We start from the raw sequence: 22,979 nt of genomic DNA on the forward strand, positions 1-22,979 counted from the left end.
ACGCCCGCGGCGCCCTCACCGGCGCCCGCAGCACCCGCGTTCGGGCGCGGATCCGCTGCCGATCGCGGGTGCCCAGGGCCGGAGGGCGACGAAGGTCGCCCTCGGGGGATCCGTTCGGGGCTTCTGGGGTCCGGGCGGCGCTGCCTAGCGTGGCTGGCAGGACACAGTCGCGCGGGTCGGAGGGAGAGCACCGATGGGCGTCGTACCCGAGGGAAGGACCGGGCCGGACAGGGTCGCACTCCTGCCGGCGGACAACAACGGGGCAGGGGCGGAGGGCGCGGACCGTTCGCCGTTCCGGTCTATGCCGGACGCCGAGCGCTCCGCGCTCTGGCGGCAGCGGCTGCACGAGGCGGAGGCGGGGCTGACCAGATACCTGGTGAGTCTCGGCGATCAGCCGCAGCTCGCGGAGTGGTTCGCCCTGCAGGGCGAGATCTTCGCCGATCTGCCGGACGGCTCCGCGCCGTCCGCGCAGTGGCAGCGGCTGTTCTTCCGCGGCCAGGCGCTGATGGAGCGTTTCCTGGTGCGGCACTACGGCGAGCAGGTGCTCGCGGCGTGGGCGGCGTCCAACGCCGAGGTGCACCGCACGGTCGAGCCGGACCACGGCCGGGGCGCGGCGGACCCGATCCGCCGGATCGCCCGGCAGGCCGAACTGTACGGCTCCGACTACGAGTTCGACGACGCCACGCCGCCGGGGCCGCGGCACGCGGCGCTGACCATCACGCACTGCGCGATCTGGGACTACCGCGAGCAGGCCCGCCGCAGCGGCGTGACGCTCACCCTGGCCTCGCCGTGCACGTACTGCACGCACGCGCTGTCCGCGAACATCCGCGCCAAGGGCTTCCGCCCGGCGCACCGCCTGCGCTCGGGGCCGACCGGCCACGGCTGCCGCTGGGAGGCCGGCGTCGAGGAGCAGGGGAACGACGAGACCACGACGGGGGCGTCCCGATGTGCGGAGTGACGGGCTGGCTGGACTGGGCGGACGATCTGCGGTTGCGCGCGGAGACGGTCCGCCGGATGACGCAGACGCTGACCTGCCGGGGGCCGGACGCGGACGGGGTGTGGCTGTCGCGGCACGCGGCGCTGGGCCACACCCGGCTGGCGGTGATCGACCTGGACGGCGGCCTGCAGCCGTTCACCGACGGCGAGCCGGTCCGGGCGGTGCTGGCGTACAACGGCGAGCTGTACAACTACCGTGAGCTGCGGGCCGAGTTGGAGTCGCACGGGCACGTGTTCCGGACCCGCTCGGACACCGAGGTGGTGCTCCGCGCGCACCTGCACTGGGGGCATCGGGCGCCGGCCCGGTTCAACGGGATCTTCGGGTACGCGCTGTGGGACGCCCGGCGCGAGGAACTCCTGCTGGTGCGCGACCACTTGGGCATCAAGCCGCTGTACTGGCACCGGCATGCGAACGGCGTGCTGTTCGGCTCCGAACCGAAGGCGGTGCTTGCGAACCCGTTGCTGCGGCCCGAGTTGGACGCGGCGGGCATCGCGGAGCTGTTCGCGCTGCCGGCCGCGCCGAGCGCCGGGCACGGGCTGTTCCGGGGCCTGCACGAGGTCCGCCCGGGCCACCTGGTGCTGGCGACCCGGCACGCGGTGCGCGAACTCCCGTACTGGCAGCTGGAGTCGGCCCCACACCCGGACGACGCGGCGACCACCCGGGCCACCGTGCGGGCGCTGCTCGCGGACGCGGTGGAGGGACAGTTGGTCAGCGACGTGCCGCTGTGCACGCTGCTGTCCGGCGGCGTCGACTCCTCGGCGATCACCGCGCTGGCCGCGCAGGCCCGCGAACGGGCCGGCCAGGGCAAGATCACCAGCTTCTCGGTGGACTTCCCCGGCAGCGCCGACCGCGCGCCCGACGCCTGGCGCACCGGCCAGGACGCCCCGTTCGTGCGGGCCGCCGCCGAGCACATCGGCACCGTGCACACCAGCGTGCTGATACCCGACGACGACCTGCTGGACGCCCGCGACGCGGTGCTGCGGGCCCGCGACCGGCCCGGCTGGGGCGAGATGGACGCCTCGCTGCACCTGCTGTTCCGCGAGGTGCGCCGCCGCTCCACGGTCGCGCTGTCCGGCGAGGCCGCGGACGAGGTCTTCGGCGGCTACCCGTACTTCCACGACGCCCCGGCGCTCGCCTCCGGCACCTTCCCGTGGCTGCACGGCCGCACCACCCCGGCGGCGCTGCTGCACCCGGAGGTGCGCGCCGAGGTCCGGCCGGTCGAGTACACCGAGGCCGCGTACCGCAGCAGCCTGGCCTCGGTGCCCCGGCTGGACGGGGAGGACCCGGCGGCGGCGAAGGTCCGGGAGACCTTCCACCTGGCGCTGACCCGCTGGCTGCCGCCGCTGCTGGACCGGGTGGACCGGGTGTCGATGTCGGTCGGCCTGGAGGTGCGGGTGCCGTTCTGCGACCGCCGGCTGGTGGAGTACCTGTGGAACGTGCCGTGGGAGCTGAAGTCGCCCGGCGGCCGCGCCAAGGGGCTGCTGCGGGACGCGGTGCGCGACCTGCTGCCGCCGCAGGTCGCGGACCGTCCGAAGTCCGGCTACCCGTCGACCCCGGCGGTGCGCTACACCGAGGTGCTGACGGCCCGCGCCCACGAGCTGCTGGCCGACCCGGCCGCGCCCGTCTTCGACCTGGTGGACCGGGACCTGGTGCGCCGCCACCTCGCCGAGGGCCGCCCGCTGCCCAGTCCGCGCACCGCGCCGAACCCGGTCGGCGGCCTGGACCACCTGGTGCAGGTCGACGAGTGGCTGCGCGCCTACCGGGTGGGTCTGCGATGAGCGCGCCGGCCCACCAGGCGCTCACCGCGAGCGCGTTCCGCTCGGCGGCCCGGCACTGGCCGACCGGTGTCGCCGTGCTCGCCGCCCGCCGGTCGGGCGTCGAGTACGCGAAGACCGTCTCCTCGTTCAGCACCCTCTCGCTCGACCCGCTGCTGATCGGCGTCGCCGTCTCGCACCGCAGCCCGCTGACGGACGCGGTGCGCGCGGCCGGACGCTTCGCGGTCTCCGTGCTGGGCGAGCAACAGGCCGCCCTGGCAAGGCGGTTCGCCACCCCGGGCGCAGGCCTGGCGGTCGGCGGCTTCGCGGACCGGCCGTGGCAGGACGCCCCGACCGGCGCGCCCGTCCTGGCCGGCGCACCGGCCTGGTTCGACGCCCGGCTGTACGCCGAACTCCCGGTCGGCGACCACCTGTTGCTGGTCGGCGAGGCCGTCGCGATCGGCGAGGGCCCGGGCCGGCCGCTGCTGTACCACGCGGCCCGCTACCGGCAGCTCGGCCCGGAGATCCCAAATCCCCTTCCCGCACGAGGAGTCGGCGCATGACCCTGCTGTCCCCGGAGCCGCGCGGCCTGCTCACCGGCGCCCGCTACCTGGCCGAACTCGACGACGGCCGCGAGCTGTACCTCGACGGGCAGCGCGTCGCCAACCCGGCCGACCACCCGGCGTTCCGGCCCGCCGCCGAGGAGCTCGGCCGCCTGCTCGACCTCCAACACCAGCCCGAGCACCGCGAGTTGCTCACCTTCAAGGACCCGGACACCGGCCTGCGCCTGGCCCGCGCCTACCAACCGCCCACCAGCCTGGAGGAGTTGCGCGTCCAACGGCGCAGCGCCGAGTTCTGGCACGCCGAGGCGCTCGGCCAGCAGGGCCGTTCCCCGGCATTCATGGCCTCGATCGCCGTCGGCGTGCACGACTTCCGCCACCGGCTGGCCTCCGCCGATCCCCGTTTCGGGGCCAACGCCGAGGCCTGGTACCGGCATTGCGCGCAGAACGACCTGGTTCTGTCGCACGCCCTGGGCGACCCGCAGATCGACCGCTCGGCGAATCCGCTGGACGATCCCGACCTGGCGCTGCGGGTGCTGTCGGAGAACGAGCACGGCATCGTGGTGCGCGGCGCGAAGCAGCTCACCACCCTCGCGCCGCTCGCGCACGAGGTGCTGGTGTACCTGTCGGCGTCGTTCGCCCAGGGCCGGGCCGAGCAGTTCGTGGTGTGGTTCGCGTTGCCGCTGAACACCCCGGGCCTGATCACGCTGGCCCGCGAGCCGCTCGGCGCCGCCCCGTGGGGGCACGGCCATCCGCTCGGCGCCCGCTACGACGAGCAGGACGCGATGCTGTTCTTCGACGACGTCCTGGTGCCGTGGGAACGGGTGTTCCTGCTGCGCGACGCCGACCTCGCCCGCCAAGGCCTGGCCCGGATCAACGCCTGGAGCGCGTACGTCGGCCACATCCGCTACCGGGAGCGCCTGCGCACCCTGCTGGCCACCGCGACGCTGCTCGCCGAGTCCATCGGAGTCTCCCAGTTCCGCAACATCCAGGAGGACTTGGGCCGTCTGGCCGGGTACGCCGAACTCACCGAGTACTTCCTCGACGCGGCGGAGAACCGCGGCGCCCGCACCGACGCGGGCCTGTTCGCCCCCGGCGACACCTTCGCCTCCCGGGTGTGGTCCGCCGAGGTCGCCGGCCACGCCGTCGAGATCGTCCGGAAGATCGGCGCGTCCGGCCTGCTCATGCAGCCCTCCCCCGGCGACCTCGCCAACCCCCGGCTGCGCCCGCACCTGGACCGTTACATGCGTGGACGGGAGACCGGCGTCGAGCTCAAGTCCCGGCTGTTCCGGCTGGCTTGGGAGCTCACCGGGGACGGCTTCGGCCAACGCCAGGACCTGTACGAGTACGTCCACCGCGGCGACCTCGCCCGCAACCGCATCACCGTCTTCCACCGCTACGACCAGTCTGCGACCAGGGCCCGGCTGCTCGCCCTGCTCGACCCCGCCACTGACCAGGAGGCCCGCGCGTGAGCCCGTCCGCCGTCGAGATCCAGGCCCGCACCCTCGCCGGGTACGCCGACGCCAGCCGACTGCGCCAAGTCCACGACCGCGACTGGGTGTTGGACCGCGTCACCGGCAGCCCCGAGACGCTGATCGACCTCGGCAGCGGCATCGGCCAGCTGCTCGACACCGCCCTCGGCCGCTTCCCCTCGCTGCGCCTGGCCGTCGGTCTGGAACGCTCCGAGCACCGCCTCGCCGAGGCCGCCCGCCGGCTCGCCCCGTACGGCGACCGCGCCGTGCTGCACGCCGCCGACCTCACCGCGCCCGAGCAACTCCCGTACCGCGCCCAGGTGATCACCCAGACCTCGGTGCTGCACTGGCTGTACCCGGACGAGGACCGGATCTTCGCCTGGGTCGCCGAACACCTCGCCCCCGGCGGCCGCTTCCTGCTCACCACCTACCACCCCGCCCGGGACGCCCAGGGCCTCGGCGGCGAGGACGAGTTGGTCCGCGAGGCGCTCACCGCCCTCGGCACCCCGGCCGCCTCGGTCGCCGCGCTGCTCGCCGCGCACGGCGTCCTGCCGATCGCCACCCGCACCCGCACCGTCGACGACCTGCTCGCCGTCCTCGCCCCGCACCTGCGGGTGGCCGGCCACGCGGAGCGCGACGCGGTGGTGACCGTCGACTCGGCCGAGCAGTACGAGCACTTCCACGCCGCGACCTTCGGCGACTACTACGCGCAGGTGCTGCCCGGCCCGCGGCGCGCCGACTTCTACCGGGCCGTCGGCGCGGCCGCCTGGCGGCGCCAGAACGAACGCGGACACGTCAGCCACATGCCGGTTCGGCTCTGGGAGTTGACGGCACATGAGGAGTTTGTTGCAGGAACCGGAAACCGCCCCGCCCGCGCCTAGGGTGGGACGACCCCGCAGCCGCCGCACCTGAGGAGCCAGCCGTGTCCACCCCCGCCGTCAGTCAGGAGCTCGGCGCCTTCCTGCGCGCCCACCGCGAACGCCTCCAGCCCGCCGACGTCGGACTCACCGCCACCGCGCGGCGGCGCACCCCCGGGCTGCGCCGCGAGGAGGTCGCCTCGCTCTCCGGCGTCGGACTCGCCTGGTACACCTGGCTCGAACAGGGCCGCGTCACCGCCTCCCGGCAGGTCCTGGAGGCGGTGGCGCGCGCCCTGCGTCTGGACGCGGCGGGCCTGCGGCACGCGATGCGGCTGGCCGGCTACCACGAGCCCGTCCCCGTCTCCCGCACCGCCGCGCAGCGGCTGGCCGACGCGGTCCGGCCGGTCCTCGACTCCTGGCCCGCCAGCCCCGCCGTGCTGCTCGACCGGCACTTCGACCTGCTCTCCTGGAACGCGGCGTGGACGGCGCTCTGGGGCTCCCCCGAGGCCGTCCCCGCCGACCGGCGCAACCTAATGTGGCTGATGGCCGTCGACCGCCGCCTGCGCAGCGTCCTGCACGACTGGGAGCCGCTCGCCATGAACGTCTTCCAGCACTTCCGCGCCCAGGCCGGCCCCGCCAGGGCGGACGCCCGCACCGGCGAGCTGTACCGCCGCCTGGAAGCCGACGCCCCCGACCTCCGCCACTGGTGGGGCTGCCACACCGTCGCCGAACTCACCGCCCGCGAGGTCGTCGCCGAACCCCCGACGATCGGCCCGGTGCGCCTGACGCTCAGCTCGTTCCACCCGGTGGACGATCCGTCGGCGCTGGTGCTGCTCTTCACCCCGAACACGGGGACGGACCTGGCCCGGATGACGGAGCTGGCGGCCGCGACGAGCTGCGCCACAGGCCCCGGCCTCACGGTCAGGTCACGTCCACGGGCGAGTCACTGCCCCGCGTAGCGCTGCTACTGTCGGGCGCCCTCCGTCCCGCGCAGTGCCCCGCGCCGCTGCACACTGCCGGCGGCGGCGACGAGGGCGAGCACCACGCCCACGATCAGCGACCCGGTGGCGACGTCCCCGAACGCCCCGACCGCCCAGGCTCCGACGCCCGTGCCCGCGTACATGGTGGAGGTGAGCCAGGCGCTGGAGGTGGCGCGGTGGGCGGGGGCGACGGTGCCGGCGAGGGTCTGCTGGTCGGTGACGAAGGCGCCGGAGGCGGTGAACCAGAGCAGGACGCCGAGCAGTGCGAGAACGATCCCGGGCCCGGCGACCGCGAGCGCGATCCCGGCGGCCAGCAGCACCGACCACACCGGGAGCAGCGGCAGCCGGCGGCCCGCCGCGCGGGCCTGGTCGCCGAGGCGTCCGCCGAGCAGCGAGCCCGCCACGCTGCCCGCGCCCACCAGTACGCCGATCAGGCCGAGCGCCTGCACGGAGAGGTCGAAGCGTTCGCCGAGCACCGCGCCGAGGAAGGTGTACGCGCCCAGGTTGGCCGCGTTGAAGGCGGTGTTGACCAGCAGCGCACGCCGCAGCGCGGGGTCCCGCCAGGCCGCCAGCACCGCCAGCGCCGAACCCCCGCCCGCGCCCCCGCCCGCATCCGCGGGAGCGGCGGGCCGCGGCGCGACCTGCCGCAGCAGCACCGGCACGGCGGCGGCCGTACCGACCGTCAGGGCCCAGAACGCCGCCCGCCAGCCCGCCGCGCCGGCCAGCAGTCCGCCGAGCGGGACGCCGATGACCTGGCCGGTGGAGAACAGGGCCATGCCGAGTCCGAGGGCGCGGCCGCGCACCGCGTCGGGGGCGGTTTCGGCGATGTGGGCCCAGATCGCGGGGCCGGCGGCCGCGGCGGCGAGTCCGGCGAGGGCGCGCGAGAGGACCAGCAGGGTGAGGTCGGTGGAGAGCGCGGCGGCGGCGTTGGAGAGGACGAACAGCACGGTGCCGGCGAGCAGCGTGCGGCGGCGTCCGAACCGGTCGCTGAGCAGGCCGAGGAAGGGCGCGCAGATCGCGTACACCAGGACGTACGCGGTGACGGTGGACGCCGCGGCGGCCTCGCTGACGTGGATCGAGTCGGCGATGGTCGGCAGCAGCGGCGAGACCAGGAAGGTCTCCGTCCCGAACAGGAACAGCAGGGCGAACACCCCGGCGTAGCGCCACCGCCGGAACACCTCCTGCTCCGGCACGTCCGCGACGATCGGGGGAGAGTCGGACACGTCGCTCACGGCGACCACCACCTTGTCGGGCGGCGCGCGGCGCGTCCTCGGACCGGGGACGCCGTCGGCCGCGCGCAAGGGGGGCACGGGAGGTCCGATACGGCCATCCTCGGCAGCGGCCGGGGCCGCAACCAGACAGGCGTTCATCCTGTGACCGCCGCTCACACGCTGGTGGAGTGTCAGCACGTGTGGAGCCGCGCCGGGGGGATAGAAGGGCGGCATGCGTGTTGTTCCGGAGTCGGTGGCGGCGGTGGTGCGTCGCGGTGCCAGGGATCCGTTCGTCGTGCAGACGGTGCGGGCCACCATAGCGGCGACGCTGGCGTACGTGGCGGCGACCTGGCTGAGCCGGGAGCCGGTGCCGTTGACGGCGCCGCTGACGGCGCTGCTGGTGGTCCAGGTGACGGTCTATTCGACGTTGAAGACCAGTGTGCGGCGGGTCAATTCGGTGGTGGTCGGGGTGCTGATCGCGATCGGTTTCTCGTCGGTGGTGGGGCTGTCGTGGTGGAGCCTGGGCCTGATCATCCTGGCGTCGTTGACGGTGGGCCGGTTCGTGCGGGTGGACGAGTTCGTCCAGGAGGTGGCGATCAGCGCGATGCTGATCCTGGGCGTCTCGCAGGTCACCACGCAGGCGTGGGACCGGGTGCTGGAGACCCTGATCGGCGCGGTGGTCGGCCTGCTGTTCAATCTGGTGTTCGCGCCGCCGGTGTGGGTGGACACCGCCGGCGAGAAGATCGAGGACCTGGCCCGCCGGGCCCGGCACCTGCTGCTGGACCTCGCGGAGCAGCTGGGCCGCCCGGTGCCGGTGGAACGGGCGGCCGAGCGGCTGCACGAGGCCCGCCGGCTGGACCAGGCGATCGCGGAGGTGGACGGCGCGCTGCGGCAGGCCGAGGACAGCCTGCGGCTGAACCCGCGGATCAGCGAGGGCCTGCTGTCGCGGCTGGTGCTGCGCACCGGCCTGGACACGCTGGAGATCTGCGTGGTGGTGATCCGGGTGATCGCCCGTTCGCTGACCGACCTGGCCAAGCGCCGGGCCGCCGACGAGCGGCTGTTCCCGACGGAGGTCGCGGTGGCGCTGGAGGAGCTGTTCGCGCACATCGGCGGCGCGCTGGTGAGCTTCGCGGTGCTGGTCACCACCCAGGTCACCCGCAACGCGGAGGAGGCCGAGCAGCGGCTGACGTCCGAGCTGGCCGCCGCCTGGACGTGCCGGGACAACGTCGCCCAGCTGCTCCTGCACCGCGTCCAACAGGACCCGCAGGCCTGGCAGTTGCACGGCGCCCTGCTCGCCGAGGTGGACCGAATCCTCGACGAGCTGGACCTCGAACACCGCTCCCGCCGCCTGATGGAGGAACTCGACCGCGTCTCCGTCGCCAACCGCGAACGCTTCTCCCGCTTCGCCGGCCTCCGCCGCCTCGCCCGCGGCGAGCGGCTGCGCCGCCCACGCCGCCGACAGCACGACCGCCGGCCGGCCTGACCCGACGCCGCCGCCCGCCTCACTTCCTGAGCCCGCGCCAGGTGGTGAGCACACCCGCCGCGACCGCCGTCAGCAGCGACCCGAGCACGGCCACCGCCAGGGTGGGCAGGTGCAGGTGCGGTCCGACCTGCGTGCCGGCCGCCCGGGACAGGCCGGACGCGGTGGCCGCGAGCGGCGGCAGGGCCGCCAGGAGGCCGAGCGCGGCGCCGAGGCCGACCGTCACGGCGGTCTCCCGGGCGGCCAGCGCGAGCAGTTGCCGCCGGGTGCCGCCGACGGTGGCGAGGACGGTGTGGTCGCGGCGGCGGGCGTGCGCGGCGGCGGCCGCGCCGTTGGCGGCGGCGAGGGCGCCGTACCCGGTGGCGACGGCGATCAGCAGCGCCGCGAGGGCGTCCGTCAGCCGGGCGTCGGTCGCGTAGTCGTCCAGGGCGTAGCGCTCCGCGTCGTGCACGGCGGTGCCGGGGACGGCGGTGGCCCGGGCACCGGCGGGGACGAAGATGTCGTCGCCGAGGGCCGCCGGGTCGTGCGCCCGCACCTCTGCGCGGGACATCACGAACGCGCCCCGGGCCGGGCCGTCGGGCAGCACCTCGACGATCCGCACAGGTACGGTCGCGCCGTCGGCGAGCCGTACGCCGTACTCCTGTCCGGCCCGGACGCCGAGGCGCTGGGCCAGGGTGCGTCCGAGGACGGCCTGCCCGGGACGGTCCAGGGCGGGGTCGCGGGAGCCGAGGACGTCGATGGCGGTGGTGGCCCCGTCGGCGGCGCGGACGGCGGCCGTCGACGGCCGGCTGCGGGTCTCCAGCCCGCCCGGCGGCCCGACCCTGCTCCACGTGGAGGTTCCGTGCCGCTTCGAGTGATCGTCGCCGAGGACGCCGCGCTGCTGCGCGAGGGCCTGGTCGGGCTGCTGCAGCGGTTCGGCCACCACGTCACGGCGGCCGTCGGCGACGCCACGGCCCTGCTGGCGGCCGTCCGCGCCGAGCCGCCGGAGCTGGTCGTCACCGACGTCCGGATGCCGCCGGCCGACGCCGACGACGGCCTGCGCGCGGCCGTCGAACTGCGCCGCGAGCACCCGGGGCTGCCGGTGGTGGTGCTCAGCCAGTACGTGGAGCAGTCGTACGCGATGCGGCTGCTCGACTCCGACCGGGGGCGCGCCGTCGGCTACCTGCTGAAGGAGCGGGTCGGCGCGGTCGCCGACTTCATGGCCGCGCTGGAGCGGGTCGCGGCGGGCGGCACCGTGGTCGACCCGGAGGTCGTGCAGCAGCTGGTGCGGCTGCGGCACGACCCGTTGGAGCGGCTGAGCGCCCGCGAGCGGGAGGTGCTCGGCCTGATGGCGCAGGGCCGTTCCAACGCCAATCTGGCCGCCGAGCTGTTCATCAGCGACGCCGCGGTCAACAAGCACATCGGGAACATCTTCGCGAAGCTCGACCTGCCCGCCGACACCGACGGACACCGCCGGGTGCCGGCCGTGCTGCGCCACCTGGGGGCCTGACGGGCCGTCGGAGTGGGGGCGCTCGACCGTTGGTGCGAAACGTCGTACCGGTGCGGAGTGTTGGGACGGCGGTCGGCGGGGGCCCGGTGACCCTCGTGGGGTGTCGGCGCGGTGCCGGCAGCTCCCGTCCACCCCTCCGGAGTTCCCCATGGCCTCAACCCTGGCCGGGCGACGCCTGCTTGCCCTGCGTGTCGGCGCCGTCGCCGGCGCCGTCGCGCTGCCGCTCGTCGCGTCCGTCCCGCCCGCGTCCGCCGCCCCCGGCGACAACGGCGACGTGAAGATCCACAGTACCGGTGTGCCGTTCAACGACCCTCGGGACGAGTCGAAGGTCTGCAAGTTCTACCTGGACGCCTTCAGCTTCGACACCGTCCAGCTGGTGTCCTGGGAGATCGACCTGCAGCCGGCCGGCACCAGGACCCTGTCGGGCAGCATCGTGCTGGCCGGCGGCACCGGTCACACCACCAACCTCTCGCTGGCGAACGGCAGTTACAAGCTGACCTGGAACTTCGTCGGGCAGACCGGCGCGGCCCGGCAGAAGGTCTTCACCGTCGACTGCGGCCCCGCCGCCGCGTCCGCCCAGCCGACCGCGCCGCCGCCCGCGCACCAGAACGGCGCGCAGCCCGGGCAGCAGAGCGGCTCCCCCGAGCACCAGGGCCACATGCCCAAGGGCGGGGTCGCGGCCGGTGCGGGCGGCGCCTCGCGCGGGCCGAACCCGGCGGAGATCGCCGTCGGCGGCGCGCTGCTCGCCGGGGGCGGATGGCTGGTGGTCCGCCGGCTGCGCCGCGCCCGCCGTTGACCGCACCCCGGCGGGCCCCCCGCCGCCGGCGGACCCGTGGCGCCGACCCGTTGACGGTCGGCGCCACGGCCGTGGCGCTGCTCTTCGGCGGCATGCTGATGCGCGACGGCCTGACCTCCGAGCACCCGCCGCCGCCCGCGGCGGCCCCGGCCGGGCCGCCGCGCCTCGCCGCGCTCACCCCCGACTCCCCCGCGCTGGACCCGTCCGCGCCGCAGCGGCTGCGCATCCCGTCGATCGCCGTGGACGCCACCTTCACCGACCTGGGCCTGGACACCCGGGGCGAGCTGGAGACCCCGCCCACCGAACGGGCGAACCTGGTCGGCTGGTACCGCGCCGGGGCCGCGCCCGGCGCCGACGGCACCGCCGTGGTGGTCGGGCACGCGGACGACCGGCGCGGGCCCGGCGTGCTGTACCGGCTCGGGCTGCTGCGTCCGGGCCTGGCCATCGCCGTCACCCGGGCGGACCGGCGGATCGCCACCTTCACCGTCGACGCGGTCCGCTCCTACCCGAAGTCCGCATTCCCGTCCGACGAGGTGTACGGCACGACCGGCCGCGCCGAACTGCGGGTGATCACCTGCGGCGGCCACTTCGACCGGAAGAACGGCTACGACTCCAACACCGTCGTGTACGCGCACCTGACGTCCAGCAGCGGGCCCGGCGGCGCTAGCGCTTGACGTCGCGCCGGGCCGCGCCGGCCGCGAACGCCGCGCCGAGCAGGGCCGCGCCGAAGGCCGCGACCAGCAGCGGGTTCGGCCCGTCCAGGTGGCCGTCGGTGCGGACGGCGCCCATGAAGTCGACCGGCCCGACCTGGTTGACCAGCAGGTACCACAGCGGCAGGTACAGCGCCTGGAACGGGCGGTGGCTGCGCACGACGGCGCCCAGCCCGAGGGCCAGCGCGGGGACGAACAGCGCCCCGGCGAGCCAGTGCGCGGCCCCGGCGGCGTCGCCCCCGGCGAGCATCCGCAGCAGCGGGCCGAGGCCGGTGACCGCCGCCAGCAGCACGCCCGACACCCATTCGGCCAGCAGCCGCAGGCGCGGCGAGGGGTGCGCGGCGAGCAGTTCCTCCACGCCGTTCTCGACCTGCTGGGAGCCCAGCCGGGACCAGATCAGCACCGGCCACAGCCACACCGCGGGCAGCAGCAGCCCGGTGGCCATCGGCAGCGGCACGGCGAGCGCGGCCACGCCCAGTGCGGCGGTGACGGCCCACCAGGTCCACGGCACGCCCTGCACCAGGATCCGGGCCTGCCCGGCGAGCAGCCGCCCGAACGCCCCCGCCCGGACCGGCGCGGTGCCCGGCAAGGCCCCGAACGAGACACGCTGCGACGGCAGTTCGACGGCGGAGGCCTCGGCGGCCGGTTCGACGGCGGAGGCCCCGGCGGGTGCGGCGGTACGGCCGGGGTTGCGGGCCGGGTCGAAGCGGCCGAACCACAGCGCGGGCAGCACGGCCAGCACGGCCGCGCACAGCACGACGGCCACTCGGCTCGCCAGGAAGCCGCCGGAGTACTGCGCGCCGTCCCAGACGAAGGTGTGCAGCGACTCCGGGACCTGGGTCAGCCCCAGGCTGAACTGGCCGTCGCCGAGCTGGAGTTGCCGGCTGCGCAGGGCGTCGGCCATGGAACTGGTGGCCTGCTGCACGCCGATCCCGCCGAGCGGGGCGTCCGGCGACTGGCCGCCGATCGCGAGCGCCAGCGACACCACGAACCACACCACGTTGCCGAAGCCGCCCCGCAGCAGCGGCACCGTCTCGAACAGCACGGCGGCCGCGGCGGTCAGCGCGACCAGCGGCAGCGCGATCACGGCGAACGGTCCGAACAGGGCGAGCGGATCGACGGCGCGGTCCTCGCCGCGGACGAGTTGCAGCGCCAGCGCGGTGCCGGCCAGCACGCCGAGCATCGAGCCCAGCACCAGCAGGTTGGCGAGGAACTTCGCGGCCAGGTAGCCGCCGGTGCGCAGCGGGGTGGCGGCGAGGATCTCGCCGACCCGGCCGGCGGCGTCCCGGGCGATGCCGCCGCGCACCACCCAGAACCCGCCGACGGTGAGCCACAGCGCGCCGGCGAGGGCGGTCGCGGTGCCGACCCAGGCGCTGTTGTAGACGCCCCGGTGGCCGCCGACGTCGATGATCACCCAGCGGCTGCCGGCGTCGGGCACGGCGAGCCAGCCGAGCGCGACGGCGGCCAGCAGCGTCACCGCGTACACGGGCCGTCGCACCCGGTCGCGGAAGTCCCCGGCGGCGAGCCGGACGAAACCGCTCATCGCAGCGCCTCCTGCGGGGCGGGCGCGCCGTGCACGGCGGCCAGGTAGACGTCCTCCAGGTCCGGCGGCACGGGCACGGCGCCGTGGGCGGGCGGGTGCGCGGCCAGCACCCGCAGGCGGACGCCGTCGGCGGTGCGCACGGTGCGGCCGACCCGATGGCGGGCCTGCAGGCCCGGCACCTCGGCCGGTGCGACGGTCAACTCCCAGACCCGGCCGTGGAGTTCGCGCAGCAGCTGGTCGGGGGTGCCGCGCCGCAGCAGCCGGCCGTGGGCGAGCACGGCGAGGTCGGCGGCGGTCGCTTCGACGTCGGAGACGATGTGGGTGGAGAGCAGCACGATCCGGTCGACGGCGAGTTCGCCGAGCAGGTTGCGCAGCCGCACCCGTTCCTCGGGGTCGAGTCCGGCGGTCGGCTCGTCGACCACCAGCACCCGGGGGTCGGCGAGCAGGGCCTGGGCGATGCCGACCCGGCGGAGCATGCCGCCGGAGTAGCCGCGCAGCGGGCGGCGGACGGCCTCGGTGAGGTTGACCAGTTCGATCAGCTGGTCGATCCGGGCCCGGGCGGAGCGGGCCGAGAGGCCCTTCGCCGCGGCCAGGTAGCCGAGGAACTCGCGGGACGTCAGGTTCGGGTAGACGCCGAAGTCCTGTGGCAGGTAGCCGAGATCGTGCCGTACCCGGTCGGGCTTGGCGAGCGCGTCGCCGCCCCGGTAGCGGTAGCTGCCGCGGGTGGGGCGGGTGACGGTGGCGAGGATCCGCATCAGCGAGGACTTGCCGGCGCCGTTGGGTCCGAGCAGGCCGGTCAGTCCGGGGCGGAGGGTCAGCGTGAGGCCGTCCAGGGCGCGTTTGCCGCCGCGGTACTCCTTGCCGATGCCGTCGAGTTCGATGGTCAGGTCGGTCATGGTGGTGGTTCTCCGTGGTCGCGGGGGCGGTCAGCCCTTGAGGTCGGTGGCCCGGCCGTCGCGGGTGACGGCGACGTTGCGGGGCACTTCGACGCGGAACCTGGCCTCGCAGTCGGCCAGCCCGGTGCATCCGGCGTGCAGGTCGAGGACGCCGTCGTCCAGCGTCCAGCTGAGCTTCTTGCCGCCGACCTGCGCGCCGGTGTCGAACCACCGGGTGACCTTGACGTCGGTCCGGTCGGCGGGGATCAGGTCGGTCGGGTTCCCGTGCGCCTTGACGTCCAGCGTGGTCCCGGAGAACGCGAAAGTCTGCTCCTCCGGCTTGGCCTCGGAGGCGTCGGCGCACCCCGTCAGCGGCAGCAGCGCGGCCACCGCGAGTGCGAGCAGGGCGGTCTTCTTCGGGCTCGGGGATCGTTTCACCGGTTCCTCCGGTCGGCTCGGTCGGTCACACGGCCGAGCCTCGCCGATCCGCCGCCGCCTGCCATCTGCCGTTCGGCAGATATCCGGGCCTTGGCGGGCCTGCTGCCCGCTTGGACTCGCGCGGGTTGCCCCTCCACCCTGACGCTGGAATGTGAAGGAGGCGTGAATCCATGATCACCGAACAACAGATCCGCTCCATGCTGCACCACCCCGTGCACGACGCCGAGGGCAACCGGATCGGCACCGCGGACCACCTCTTCCTCAACGACGAGACCGGCCGACCGGAGTGGGTCAGCGTGAAGACGGGACGGCTCGGAGGCGGGCAGTCCTTCGTGCCGGTCAGGGACGCCCACATGGTCGGCGACCACCTCCAGGTCCCGTTCGCCAAGGACAAGGTCAAAGAGGCCCCGCACGTGATGGTGGACCGCGGCGGACACCTCTCCGAGCAGGAGGAACGACGGCTGTACACCCACTACGGCATTTCCTGGGACGACGCGTGGAGGACCGCCAACGAGCCCGGCGAGGGCGGCTGGGCGCACCGCGACAGCGGCAGCGGCAGCGCGGAGAGTGCCGACCAGGCCGAGCGGGCCGAGCGGGCCGCGTCGGCGACCGGACGCGAATCGCCCGCCGACATGTCCGGCACCCGCATCACCGCCACCTCCGGGGAGGGCACGACCGGCGCCGCGGCCACCGGCATCCCGGACACCGGCGGCCCGGCGAGCGCCCGCGCGGGCGAGCGGACGACCGACCGGACGACCGACCGGACGACCGACCGCATGACCGACCGCATCGGCGACCGGGAGGCGCGGGACGACGTGATGACCCGCTCCGAGGAGCGGATGCGCGTCGGCGTCGAACGCTACGAGACCGGGCACGCCCGGCTGCGGAAGTACGTCGTCACGGAGGAGGAGCAGCAGACCGTGCCGATCCGGCACGAGGAGGTCCGCGTCGAACGCGAGCCGATCACCGAGACGAACCGGACCTCGGCGATGTCCGGCGAGCCCCTCGCGGAGGCCGAGTACGACGTCGTCCTGCACGCCGAGCGCCCGATCGTGCGCACCGAGGCCGTGCCGGTGGAGCGGGTCCGGCTGGTGACCGAGGAGCACGTCGAACAGCGGACGGTCACCGGCGAGGTCCGCAAGGAACGCATCGAGGCCGACATCCCCGACGCGGACGCGTCCCGGCCGACGACCGGCGACGACGCACGCGGCACGGCCTGACCGCCCACCGCCCGGGCCGCGGCCGCGCGGATCGCCGAACTGCTGACGAGGATCGACCTGTTGATGGCCGTGGCCGGGGTGATGGCGACGCCCGGGCGGCGGGTCGGGCCGGGGTGGGAGAGCCAGTTGGCGGTGAACCACTTCGGGCACTTCGCGCTGGCCTGCGGGCTCTACCCGCTGCTCGCCGCCGCGCCGGACGGCGCGCGGGTCGTGGTCAACAGTTCGGCGGGCCACGCGTTGACCGAATTCCGTTGGCAGGACCCGCACTTCGGCGCCGGCTACGACAAGTGGCTGGCGTACGGCCAGGCCAAGACCGCCAACTCGCTGTTCGCGGTGCACCTCGACGCCCTCGGACGGGCCGACGGCGTCCGGGCGTTCACGCTGCACCCGGGCCGGATCATCACCGGGCTGCAGCGGGAGATGACGCTCCGGGAGCAGGTCGAGCGCGGCTGGGTGGACGAGCGGGGCACGGTGATCGGCGCCGGGTTCAAGTCGCCGTCGCAGGGCGCCGCCACCGAACTGTGGGCGGCGACCTCGCCGCTGCTCGCCGGGCACGGCGGCCGGTACCTGGAGGACTGCGAGGTCGCCCGCCCCGCCGCCCCGGGGACGCCGATGGACGACGGCGGCGTGCACGCCCACGCCGTCGACCCGGAGGCGGCCGCCCGCCTGTGGGAGCTCTCCCTCGCCGCGACCGGCGCCCCGCCGCTCACCCGTCCCACTCCCTGAGGCAGCCCGGGCGGCCGCCTCCTCGCCCGCTGCACGACCGGAGGCGCAGAGAGCCGTCGGGGCCCGCACGTCATCCCCGGGGGTTGACCCCGGTGCACGCGTGACAGCCCAGGTGAGAGATCGTTGGAGTTCACACGAACGAATCTTCCGGGGCCGCCCCCGGACGACAGGAGGAGACTTCCATGATCTTCATCGCGGTGAAGTTCACCGTCCGCCCCGAGCGCAGCGAGGAGTGGCTGGACCTGGTCGCCGACTTCACGGCCGCGACCCGCAACGAGCCCGGCAACCTGTTCTTCGAGTGGTCGCGCAGCGTCGACGTGCCGCACCAGTTCGTGCTGCTGGAGGCCTTCGCCGACGACGAGGCCGGGTCGAAGCACGTCAACTCGGCGCACTTCAAGAACGCCATGGCCACGATGGCCGGCGCGGTCGCCACCACCCCGGAGATCGTCAACGTCAAGGTCCCCGGCAGCGGCTGGTCCGAGATGGCCGAGGTGCGCCCCACCAGCTGACCGCACCCGGTCGCAGCGGACGCCCCCGGCAGGATCCGGACGACGAGGATTCGCGCCGGGAGCGCCCGGGACGGGCTGATCACCCGTGCGGGCTACAGCTTGGCGACCACGTCGAGCAGTCGGTCGATCTCCTCGTCGGTGTTGTAGTAGTGCGCGGAGGCGCGGACCACCTCGGCCGGTTTCTGCGACCGGTCGTCGAACTTGGCGCCGGAGGGGCGGGACAGCGAGGTGCTGACCTCGGCGGCCCGCAGGCCGTCCACCAGGTGCTGGGCGTCGCGGCCCTCCTTGGTGAAGGTGACGATGCCGCTGCGGACGGCGCCCCGGTCGCGCACCCGGACGCCGTCGAGCCCGGAGAGCCCGGCGCGCAGGCGTTCGGCGACGGTGTCGATCCGGGCGCGGATCGGGTCGAGGCCGAGGGCGAGGGCCTCGTCGACGGCCGCGCCGAGGCCGAGCAGGCCGGCGATGCTGCGCTCCCAGGTCTCGAAGCGGCGGGCGTCGGGGCGGATCTCGAAGGTGTCCGGACCGGTCCAGGTGGCGGAGTGCAGGTCGAGCTGCGGCGGTTCGAGCTGCGTCACCAGCTCCCGGTCGACGTACAGGAAGCCGGTGCCGCGCGGCCCGCGCAGGTACTTGCGGCCGGCGGCGGACAGCAGGTGGCAGCCGATCTCCCGGACGTCCAACGGGAGTTGGCCGGCCGACTGGCAGGCGTCCAGCAGGTAGAGCGCGCCCGCCCGGCGGGCGAGCGCGCCGATCCCGGCGGCGGGCTGGACCAGGCCGTCGTACGTCGGCACGTGGTTGACGGCGATCAGCCGGACGCCGCCCTCGGCGAGCATCGCGGCGAGCGCGTCGAGGTCGACCTGCCCGTGCTCGTCGTCGGGGATCGGCTCCACCGACACGCCGTGGCGCTGCTTGGCCTGGAGGAACGCCAGGCCGTTGGACGGGTATTCGCTGCGCGAGGTGAGGATGCGGTCGCCGGGGCGGAACGCGATCGAGTAGAACGCCATGTCCCAGGCCCGGGTGGCGCCGTCCGTCAGCGCGATCTCCTCGGGGCGGGCGTTCAGCAGCCGGGCCACCGAGCCGTACACCGCCTCGATCCGCTCGAACTCCCGGTCCTCGGCGGCGTATCCGCCGATCCGGGCCTCCAGCATCAGGTGGTCGACGACGGTGCGGGTGACGTGCTCGGTGTGCAGCGCCGAGCCCGCGTTGTCGAAGAACGCGCTCTCGCCGCAGCCGGGCGTCATCGCCCGCAGGTGCCTGATGTCCATCGTGCCACTCCCTGTCCGTGCCCGGCCGCCCGCCCGGGCGGCCCCGGTGTTCCCTACCCCCGGCGGGGCGGCGGGCATGCCGGGTCCGTACCCGCATGGCCGAGCGGCGGTCGGCCGCCGTCCGGGAAGTGGCAGGCGGCGGTGTGGTCGACGCCGGGGGCGGCGGGGGTGGCGGGCGGCAGTTCGGTGGCGCAGCGGGTGCGCTGTTCGGGGGCGAGGGCGGCGTGCACGGGGCAGCGGCTGCGGAACGGGCAGCCGAGGTGGCGTTCGGCGGGCGACGGCGGGTCGCCGGCCAGCAGCAGCCGGGGGCGGGCGCGTTCGGCGGCCGGGTCGGGCAGCGGGACGGCGGCGAGCAGGGCGCGCGTGTAGGGGTGCCGGGGCTCGGCGAAGACCCGTTCCACGGTGCCGGTCTCCACCGTCCGGCCGAGGTACATGACGGCGACGCGGTCGGCCAAGTGCCGTACCACGGACAGGTCGTGGGAGACGAACAGGTAGGCGAGGCCGAGTTCGGCCTTCAGCTGCTGGAGCAGGTTGAGCACGCCCGCCTGCACGGAGACGTCGAGCGCGGAGACCGGCTCGTCGAGGACCAGCAGGTCGGGGCGGACTGCGAGGGCGCGGGCGATGGAGATGCGCTGGCGCTGGCCGCCGGAGAACTCGTGCGGGTAGCGGTCGGCGTGCGCCGGGTCCAGGCCGACCTGGCGGAGCAGTTCGGGGATCCGGCGGCGGGCGTCGGCGGCGGGGACGCGCTGGGCGAGCAGCGGTTCGGCGATGACGTCGCCGACCGGCATCCGCGGGTCGAGGGAGGCCGCCGGGTCCTGGAAGACGATCTGGACGCGGGCCCGCAGCCGGTGCGCGGCGGCCCGGTCGAGGGCGGCGGTGTCCTGGCCGAGCAGTTCGATCCGCCCGCCCTGCGGGGCGGCCAGCTTCAGGATCTCGTACAGGGTGGTGGACTTGCCGGAGCCGGACTCGCCGACCAGGCCGAGGGTCTCCCCGCGCCGGATGTCCAGGTCGACGCCGTCCACGGCGAAGGTCTCGCCGATCCGGCGGCGCAGCAAGGTGCCCCGGTAGCGCGGGAAGCTGCGGGTGAGGCCGCTGACGGCGAGGACGGGTTCGCGTTCCTCGCGCGGCGCGGCGTCGGCGGCGGGCACCTCGGGGACGGGGTAGACCTCGGCGGGCGCGGGCCGGGTGGCGGCCAGGTGGTCGGCGCGCAGGCACGCCGCCAGGTGCGTCCCGCCGCCGGCCGGGTGCGTCCCGCCGCCGGTCAGCGGGGGTTCGGCGGTGCGGCAGCGGTCCTCGACGAGCGGGCAGCGGTCGGCGAACGGGCAGCCGGGGCCGCGCAGTTCACCGGCGGCGGGCGGGCGTCCGGGGATCGGGACGAGCGGTCCGCCGCGGCCGTCGAGGCGGGGGACGGCGCCGATCAGGCCGAGCGTGTAAGGGTGCCGGGGGGCGGTGAACAGCTCGTCCACGGGCGCGGTCTCGACGATCCGCCCGGCGTACATGACGGCGACCCGGTCGGCGCTGCCGGCGATCACCCCGAGGTCGTGGCTGACCAGGACGAGCGCCGCGCCGGTCTCCCGCTGGGCGGTGCGCAGCACGTCGAGGACCTGGGCCTGGATGGTGACGTCGAGGGCGGTGGTGGGCTCGTCGGCGAGCAGGATGTCGGGGTCGTTGGCGACCGCCATGGCGATCATGGCGCGTTGCCGCATGCCGCCGGAGAACTCGTGCGGGTAGGCGTCGAGGGCGCGCTTCGGGTCGGGGATGCCGACCAGGTCGAGCAGGTCGGCGGCGCGCCTGCGGGCGGCGTCCCGGCTCACCGGCTGGTGCACCCGGACGGCTTCGGCGATCTGGTCGCCGATCCGGTACACGGGGGTGAACGCGGACAGCGGGTCCTGGAAGACCATGGCGATCCGCCGCCCGCGGATGCCCGCCAGCTGCTTGGCGGGCAGGCCGACGAGTTCGCGGCCGTCGAGTTGCACGGAGCCGCCGATCCGTCCGGCGGCGGGCAGCAGGCCGAGGACGGCGAGCGCGGTGACGGACTTCCCGGAGCCGGACTCGCCGACCAGGCCGAGGGTCTCCCCGCGGTGCACTTCGAGGTCGACGCCGCGGACCGCCGGGTGGTCCCCGAAGTCGACGGTGAGGTTGCGGACGGCGAGCAGGGGGCTGGTCAACTGGTGCTCCGGCGCGAGGAGTTGGCGGTCTTTCGGGCACGCCGTCCGGGCGCGGCGGTGGGGTCGAGGGCGTCGCGCAGGCCGTCGCCGACCAGGTTGACGGCGAGGACGAACAGCACCAGCAGGCCGGCCGCGAAGTAGAACAGCCAGGGGAAGACGGGTGCGTCGCCGGCGCCGGCCGCGAGCAGCGTCCCGAGCGAGACGTCGGGCGGGCGGACGCCGAAGCCGAAGTAGGACAGCGCGGCCTCGCTCATCACGGCGCCGCCGACGGTGATGGTCGCGTCGATGATCAGGAACGAGGAGACGTTCGGCAGGATGTGCCGCCAGATGATCCGGAACGGCGCGACGCCCATGAACCGTGCGGCGGCGACGAATTCGCGCTCCCGCAGGGAGCGGGTCATCGAGCGGATCACCCGTGCGGTGATCATCCAGTTGAACACGGCCAGCAGCACCACGAACGCGATCCAGCCGCTGCCGCGCAGCCGGGGCGAGATCACGGCGATCACCAGGAACGCCGGGAAGATCAGCATCAGGTCGACCAGGAACGTCAGCACCCGGTCCGTCCAGCCGCCGAAGTACCCGGCGCAGGCCCCGACCAGCGAGGCCAGCCCGGTCGACAGCACCGCCACCAGCAGCCCGATGACCAGCGACTTCTGCAGGCCGCGCACGGTCTGCGCGAACACGTCCTGGCCGAGCCCGTTCGTCCCGAACCAGTGCTGCCCGGACGGGGGTTGACGCAGCGCCGTGTAGTCGGGCGTCGCGTAGTCCCACGGCGTCAGGTACGGCCCGACGAACGCCAGCAGGAACAGCAGCGCCAGCACCACCACCCCGGTCAGTGCCCCGCGCGACCCGGCCAGCCGCCCGGCCGCCAGCCGCACCCGCCCCACGGGCGCCCGCTCCCCGGCCACGGTCTGCTCCATCGTCTCGGCGCTCATGCCGTCCTCACTCTGGGGTCGAGCGCGGCGTGCAGCGCGTCCGCGAGGAAGCCCGCGGCGAGGACGACGACGGCGGCGAAGAGGTTGACGGCGACGACGGAGTTGACGTCCTGTTCGTTGACGGCCTGGATGAACCATTCGCCCATGCCGTGCCAGCCGAAGATGGTCTCGGTGAAGGCGGCGCCGGTGAACAGGCCGAGGAAGGCGTAGGCGAACATCGTGGTCATCGGGATGATCGCGGTGCGCAGGCCGTGCTTGATCAGCGCGCGGCCGCGGGTGAGGCCCTTGGCCTGGGCGGTGCGCAGGTAGTCGGCGCCGAGCACGTCGAGCATGGTGGAGCGCTGGTAGCGGCTGTAGGTGGCGAGTCCGCCGAGCGCGAGCGACAGGGTGGGCAGCAGCAGGTGCAGCCCCCAGTCGGCGAGGTGCGTGCCGAGGCCGCCGGAGAGGTTGGGCGTCTCGTAGCCGGTGAACGGGATGACGTCGTGGCCGGCGGCGTTCTTCGCGGCGATCGCGCCGTTCTTCAGCAGCAGCGCCAGCAGGAACACGGGGGTGGAGAGCAGCACGAAGGAGATCACGGTGAGCGCCCGGTCGGAGAGCCGGTACTGCCGCACCGCGCTCCACGCGCCGGCGGCCACCCCGAGCAGCATGCCGAGCACGCTGCCGACCAGCAGCAGCCGCATCGACACCCAGATCCGGCGCCCGAACTCGTCGTTGACGGCGGTGCCGTGGATGGTGCGGCCGAGGTCGGCGTGCAGCAGGACGCCGTTCGCCCAGGTGCCGAAGCGTTCGACCACGGGGGTGCGGTCGTTGAGGTTGAGCGCGGTCAGCTGCCGGTCGACGGCGGCGGCGGACGGGCGGGGCTGCTTGGCCTCGAAGTAGGCGCGCGGGCCCAGCGCGGTGCTGGTCAGCGCGTAGGCGAGGAACACCGCGGCGGTCAGCAGCACGACGTAGTAGCCGAGTCGCCTGGCCAGGTAGCCCGTCACGGCGCACTCCCGGC

General features: G+C 74.8%; 21 protein-coding genes and 1 pseudogene. 13 read left to right on the forward strand and 9 right to left on the reverse strand.

Annotated elements, in window-relative coordinates; genetic code table 11:
- Positions 1 to 193: 193 nt before the first annotated feature.
- Genes AMK19_RS17160 through AMK19_RS17185 form a run of 6 tightly spaced genes read left to right on the forward strand, consistent with a single transcriptional unit; the run spans position 194 to position 6,599 of the window.
- On the forward strand, positions 194 to 958 hold the full coding sequence (locus tag AMK19_RS17160; RefSeq protein ID WP_143200246.1) for a hypothetical protein: 765 nt from the start codon (positions 194 to 196) through the stop codon (positions 956 to 958).
- Complete coding sequence (gene asnB, locus AMK19_RS17165) at positions 946 to 2,775, forward strand: asparagine synthase (glutamine-hydrolyzing) (protein WP_073812618.1); 1,830 nt, start codon at positions 946 to 948, stop codon at positions 2,773 to 2,775. Before AMK19_RS17160 ends, asnB begins: the two co-directional genes overlap by 13 nt.
- On the forward strand, positions 2,772 to 3,314 hold the full coding sequence (locus AMK19_RS17170) for a flavin reductase family protein (protein WP_073812619.1): 543 nt from the start codon (positions 2,772 to 2,774) through the stop codon (positions 3,312 to 3,314). Before asnB ends, AMK19_RS17170 begins: the two co-directional genes overlap by 4 nt.
- Positions 3,311 to 4,783, forward strand: a complete 1,473-nt coding sequence (locus AMK19_RS17175; RefSeq protein WP_073812621.1) for a 4-hydroxyphenylacetate 3-hydroxylase N-terminal domain-containing protein — start codon at positions 3,311 to 3,313, stop codon at positions 4,781 to 4,783. The genes AMK19_RS17170 and AMK19_RS17175 overlap by 4 nt, the downstream gene beginning before the upstream one ends.
- Positions 4,780 to 5,664, forward strand: coding sequence for a class I SAM-dependent methyltransferase (locus AMK19_RS17180; RefSeq protein ID WP_073812623.1), 885 nt, complete (start codon positions 4,780 to 4,782; stop codon positions 5,662 to 5,664). Before AMK19_RS17175 ends, AMK19_RS17180 begins: the two co-directional genes overlap by 4 nt.
- 41 nt (positions 5,665 to 5,705) lie before the next feature.
- Positions 5,706 to 6,599, forward strand: coding sequence for a helix-turn-helix domain-containing protein (locus tag AMK19_RS17185; protein WP_073812624.1), 894 nt, complete (start codon positions 5,706 to 5,708; stop codon positions 6,597 to 6,599).
- A 5-nt stretch (positions 6,600 to 6,604) separates the two neighbouring features.
- On the opposite strand, the gene AMK19_RS17190 is transcribed toward AMK19_RS17185, so the two are convergent.
- Complete coding sequence (locus tag AMK19_RS17190) at positions 6,605 to 7,852, reverse strand: MFS transporter (protein WP_143200247.1); 1,248 nt, start codon at positions 7,850 to 7,852, stop codon at positions 6,605 to 6,607.
- A gap of 211 nt (positions 7,853 to 8,063) precedes the next feature.
- Between AMK19_RS17190 and AMK19_RS17195 the strand changes: the two genes are divergently transcribed.
- A complete protein-coding gene (locus tag AMK19_RS17195; protein WP_073812626.1) occupies positions 8,064 to 9,314 on the forward strand; it encodes an FUSC family protein in 1,251 nt (416 codons plus the stop codon).
- A 19-nt stretch (positions 9,315 to 9,333) separates the two neighbouring features.
- Here the strand turns inward: AMK19_RS17195 and AMK19_RS36535 are convergent, their stop codons facing one another.
- Positions 9,334 to 10,233 (reverse strand): hypothetical protein, encoded by a 900-nt coding sequence (locus AMK19_RS36535; RefSeq protein WP_198953354.1) that lies wholly within the window; start codon positions 10,231 to 10,233, stop codon positions 9,334 to 9,336.
- Between AMK19_RS36535 and AMK19_RS17205 the strand changes: the two genes are divergently transcribed.
- The 3 genes from AMK19_RS17205 to AMK19_RS17215 all read left to right on the forward strand — a co-directional run bounded on the left by AMK19_RS17205 (position 10,153) and on the right by AMK19_RS17215 (position 12,270).
- On the forward strand, positions 10,153 to 10,800 hold the full coding sequence (locus tag AMK19_RS17205; RefSeq protein ID WP_073812628.1) for a response regulator: 648 nt from the start codon (positions 10,153 to 10,155) through the stop codon (positions 10,798 to 10,800). The two genes, AMK19_RS36535 and AMK19_RS17205, sit on opposite strands and share 81 nt — an antisense overlap.
- A gap of 148 nt (positions 10,801 to 10,948) precedes the next feature.
- Positions 10,949 to 11,596 (forward strand): hypothetical protein, encoded by a 648-nt coding sequence (locus tag AMK19_RS17210; RefSeq protein ID WP_073812630.1) that lies wholly within the window; start codon positions 10,949 to 10,951, stop codon positions 11,594 to 11,596.
- Positions 11,597 to 11,646: 50 nt separating this feature from the next.
- Complete coding sequence (locus AMK19_RS17215; protein WP_143200248.1) at positions 11,647 to 12,270, forward strand: class F sortase; 624 nt, start codon at positions 11,647 to 11,649, stop codon at positions 12,268 to 12,270.
- Here the strand turns inward: AMK19_RS17215 and AMK19_RS35235 are convergent.
- The 3 genes from AMK19_RS35235 to AMK19_RS17230 are packed head-to-tail and all read right to left on the reverse strand — an operon-like array spanning position 12,260 to position 15,162.
- Positions 12,260 to 13,849, reverse strand: coding sequence for a hypothetical protein (locus AMK19_RS35235; protein WP_073812631.1), 1,590 nt, complete (start codon positions 13,847 to 13,849; stop codon positions 12,260 to 12,262). The two genes, AMK19_RS17215 and AMK19_RS35235, sit on opposite strands and share 11 nt — an antisense overlap.
- Positions 13,846 to 14,745, reverse strand: coding sequence for an ABC transporter ATP-binding protein (locus AMK19_RS35240; protein ID WP_073812632.1), 900 nt, complete (start codon positions 14,743 to 14,745; stop codon positions 13,846 to 13,848). Before AMK19_RS35240 ends, AMK19_RS35235 begins: the two co-directional genes overlap by 4 nt.
- A gap of 30 nt (positions 14,746 to 14,775) precedes the next feature.
- Positions 14,776 to 15,162 (reverse strand): hypothetical protein, encoded by a 387-nt coding sequence (locus AMK19_RS17230; protein ID WP_073812634.1) that lies wholly within the window; start codon positions 15,160 to 15,162, stop codon positions 14,776 to 14,778.
- Between the two features lie 170 nt (positions 15,163 to 15,332).
- Between AMK19_RS17230 and AMK19_RS17235 the strand changes: the two genes are divergently transcribed.
- The 3 genes and pseudogenes from AMK19_RS17235 (at position 15,333) to AMK19_RS17245 (ending at position 17,617) form a co-directional block, all read left to right on the forward strand.
- Entirely contained in the window at positions 15,333 to 16,382 is a 1,050-nt protein-coding gene (locus AMK19_RS17235; RefSeq protein ID WP_073812636.1) for a PRC and DUF2382 domain-containing protein, read from the forward strand.
- A 6-nt stretch (positions 16,383 to 16,388) separates the two neighbouring features.
- Positions 16,389 to 17,108: pseudogene (locus tag AMK19_RS17240) on the forward strand (SDR family NAD(P)-dependent oxidoreductase); the annotation flags it as partial.
- 182 nt (positions 17,109 to 17,290) lie between these two features.
- Positions 17,291 to 17,617 carry a putative quinol monooxygenase gene (locus tag AMK19_RS17245; protein WP_073812638.1) on the forward strand — a complete coding sequence of 109 codons (327 nt, stop codon included), beginning with the start codon at positions 17,291 to 17,293 and terminating at the stop codon, positions 17,615 to 17,617.
- Between the two features lie 92 nt (positions 17,618 to 17,709).
- On the opposite strand, the gene AMK19_RS17250 is transcribed toward AMK19_RS17245, so the two are convergent.
- From AMK19_RS17250 to AMK19_RS17265, 4 genes are read right to left on the reverse strand one after another with little or no spacing between them, the layout of a single operon-like run.
- Positions 17,710 to 18,879 carry an aminotransferase class V-fold PLP-dependent enzyme gene (locus AMK19_RS17250; protein WP_073812640.1) on the reverse strand — a complete coding sequence of 390 codons (1,170 nt, stop codon included), beginning with the start codon at positions 18,877 to 18,879 and terminating at the stop codon, positions 17,710 to 17,712.
- 53 nt (positions 18,880 to 18,932) lie between these two features.
- Entirely contained in the window at positions 18,933 to 21,047 is a 2,115-nt protein-coding gene (locus AMK19_RS17255; protein ID WP_083646943.1) for a dipeptide ABC transporter ATP-binding protein, read from the reverse strand.
- Positions 21,044 to 21,982, reverse strand: coding sequence for an ABC transporter permease (locus AMK19_RS17260; RefSeq protein WP_073812642.1), 939 nt, complete (start codon positions 21,980 to 21,982; stop codon positions 21,044 to 21,046). The genes AMK19_RS17255 and AMK19_RS17260 overlap by 4 nt, the downstream gene beginning before the upstream one ends.
- Positions 21,979 to 22,965, reverse strand: a complete 987-nt coding sequence (locus AMK19_RS17265; RefSeq protein WP_073812654.1) for an ABC transporter permease — start codon at positions 22,963 to 22,965, stop codon at positions 21,979 to 21,981. Before AMK19_RS17265 ends, AMK19_RS17260 begins: the two co-directional genes overlap by 4 nt.
- Positions 22,966 to 22,979 lie beyond the last annotated feature (14 nt).

It is taken from the genome of Kitasatospora sp. CB01950, from assembly GCF_001905465.1.
Taxonomy (GTDB): Bacteria; Actinomycetota; Actinomycetes; order Streptomycetales; family Streptomycetaceae; genus Kitasatospora.

What these genes read in the sequence shown, in the direction of transcription:
- AMK19_RS17160 (WP_143200246.1), top strand. Translation starts at nt 194, where the DNA reads ATGGGCGTCGTACCCGAGGGAAGGACCGGGCCGGACAGGGTCGCACTC.
- asnB (WP_073812618.1), top strand. Translation starts at nt 946, where the DNA reads ATGTGCGGAGTGACGGGCTGGCTGGACTGGGCGGACGATCTGCGGTTG.
- AMK19_RS17170 (WP_073812619.1), top strand. Translation starts at nt 2,772, where the DNA reads ATGAGCGCGCCGGCCCACCAGGCGCTCACCGCGAGCGCGTTCCGCTCG.
- AMK19_RS17175 (WP_073812621.1), top strand. Translation starts at nt 3,311, where the DNA reads ATGACCCTGCTGTCCCCGGAGCCGCGCGGCCTGCTCACCGGCGCCCGC.
- AMK19_RS17195 (WP_073812626.1), top strand. Translation starts at nt 8,064, where the DNA reads ATGCGTGTTGTTCCGGAGTCGGTGGCGGCGGTGGTGCGTCGCGGTGCC.
- AMK19_RS17210 (WP_073812630.1), top strand. Translation starts at nt 10,949, where the DNA reads ATGGCCTCAACCCTGGCCGGGCGACGCCTGCTTGCCCTGCGTGTCGGC.
- AMK19_RS35235 (WP_073812631.1), bottom strand. Translation starts at nt 13,849, where the DNA reads ATGAGCGGTTTCGTCCGGCTCGCCGCCGGGGACTTCCGCGACCGGGTG.
- AMK19_RS35240 (WP_073812632.1), bottom strand. Translation starts at nt 14,745, where the DNA reads ATGACCGACCTGACCATCGAACTCGACGGCATCGGCAAGGAGTACCGC.
- AMK19_RS17235 (WP_073812636.1), top strand. Translation starts at nt 15,333, where the DNA reads ATGATCACCGAACAACAGATCCGCTCCATGCTGCACCACCCCGTGCAC.
- AMK19_RS17245 (WP_073812638.1), top strand. Translation starts at nt 17,291, where the DNA reads ATGATCTTCATCGCGGTGAAGTTCACCGTCCGCCCCGAGCGCAGCGAG.
- AMK19_RS17250 (WP_073812640.1), bottom strand. Translation starts at nt 18,879, where the DNA reads ATGGACATCAGGCACCTGCGGGCGATGACGCCCGGCTGCGGCGAGAGC.
- AMK19_RS17260 (WP_073812642.1), bottom strand. Translation starts at nt 21,982, where the DNA reads ATGAGCGCCGAGACGATGGAGCAGACCGTGGCCGGGGAGCGGGCGCCC.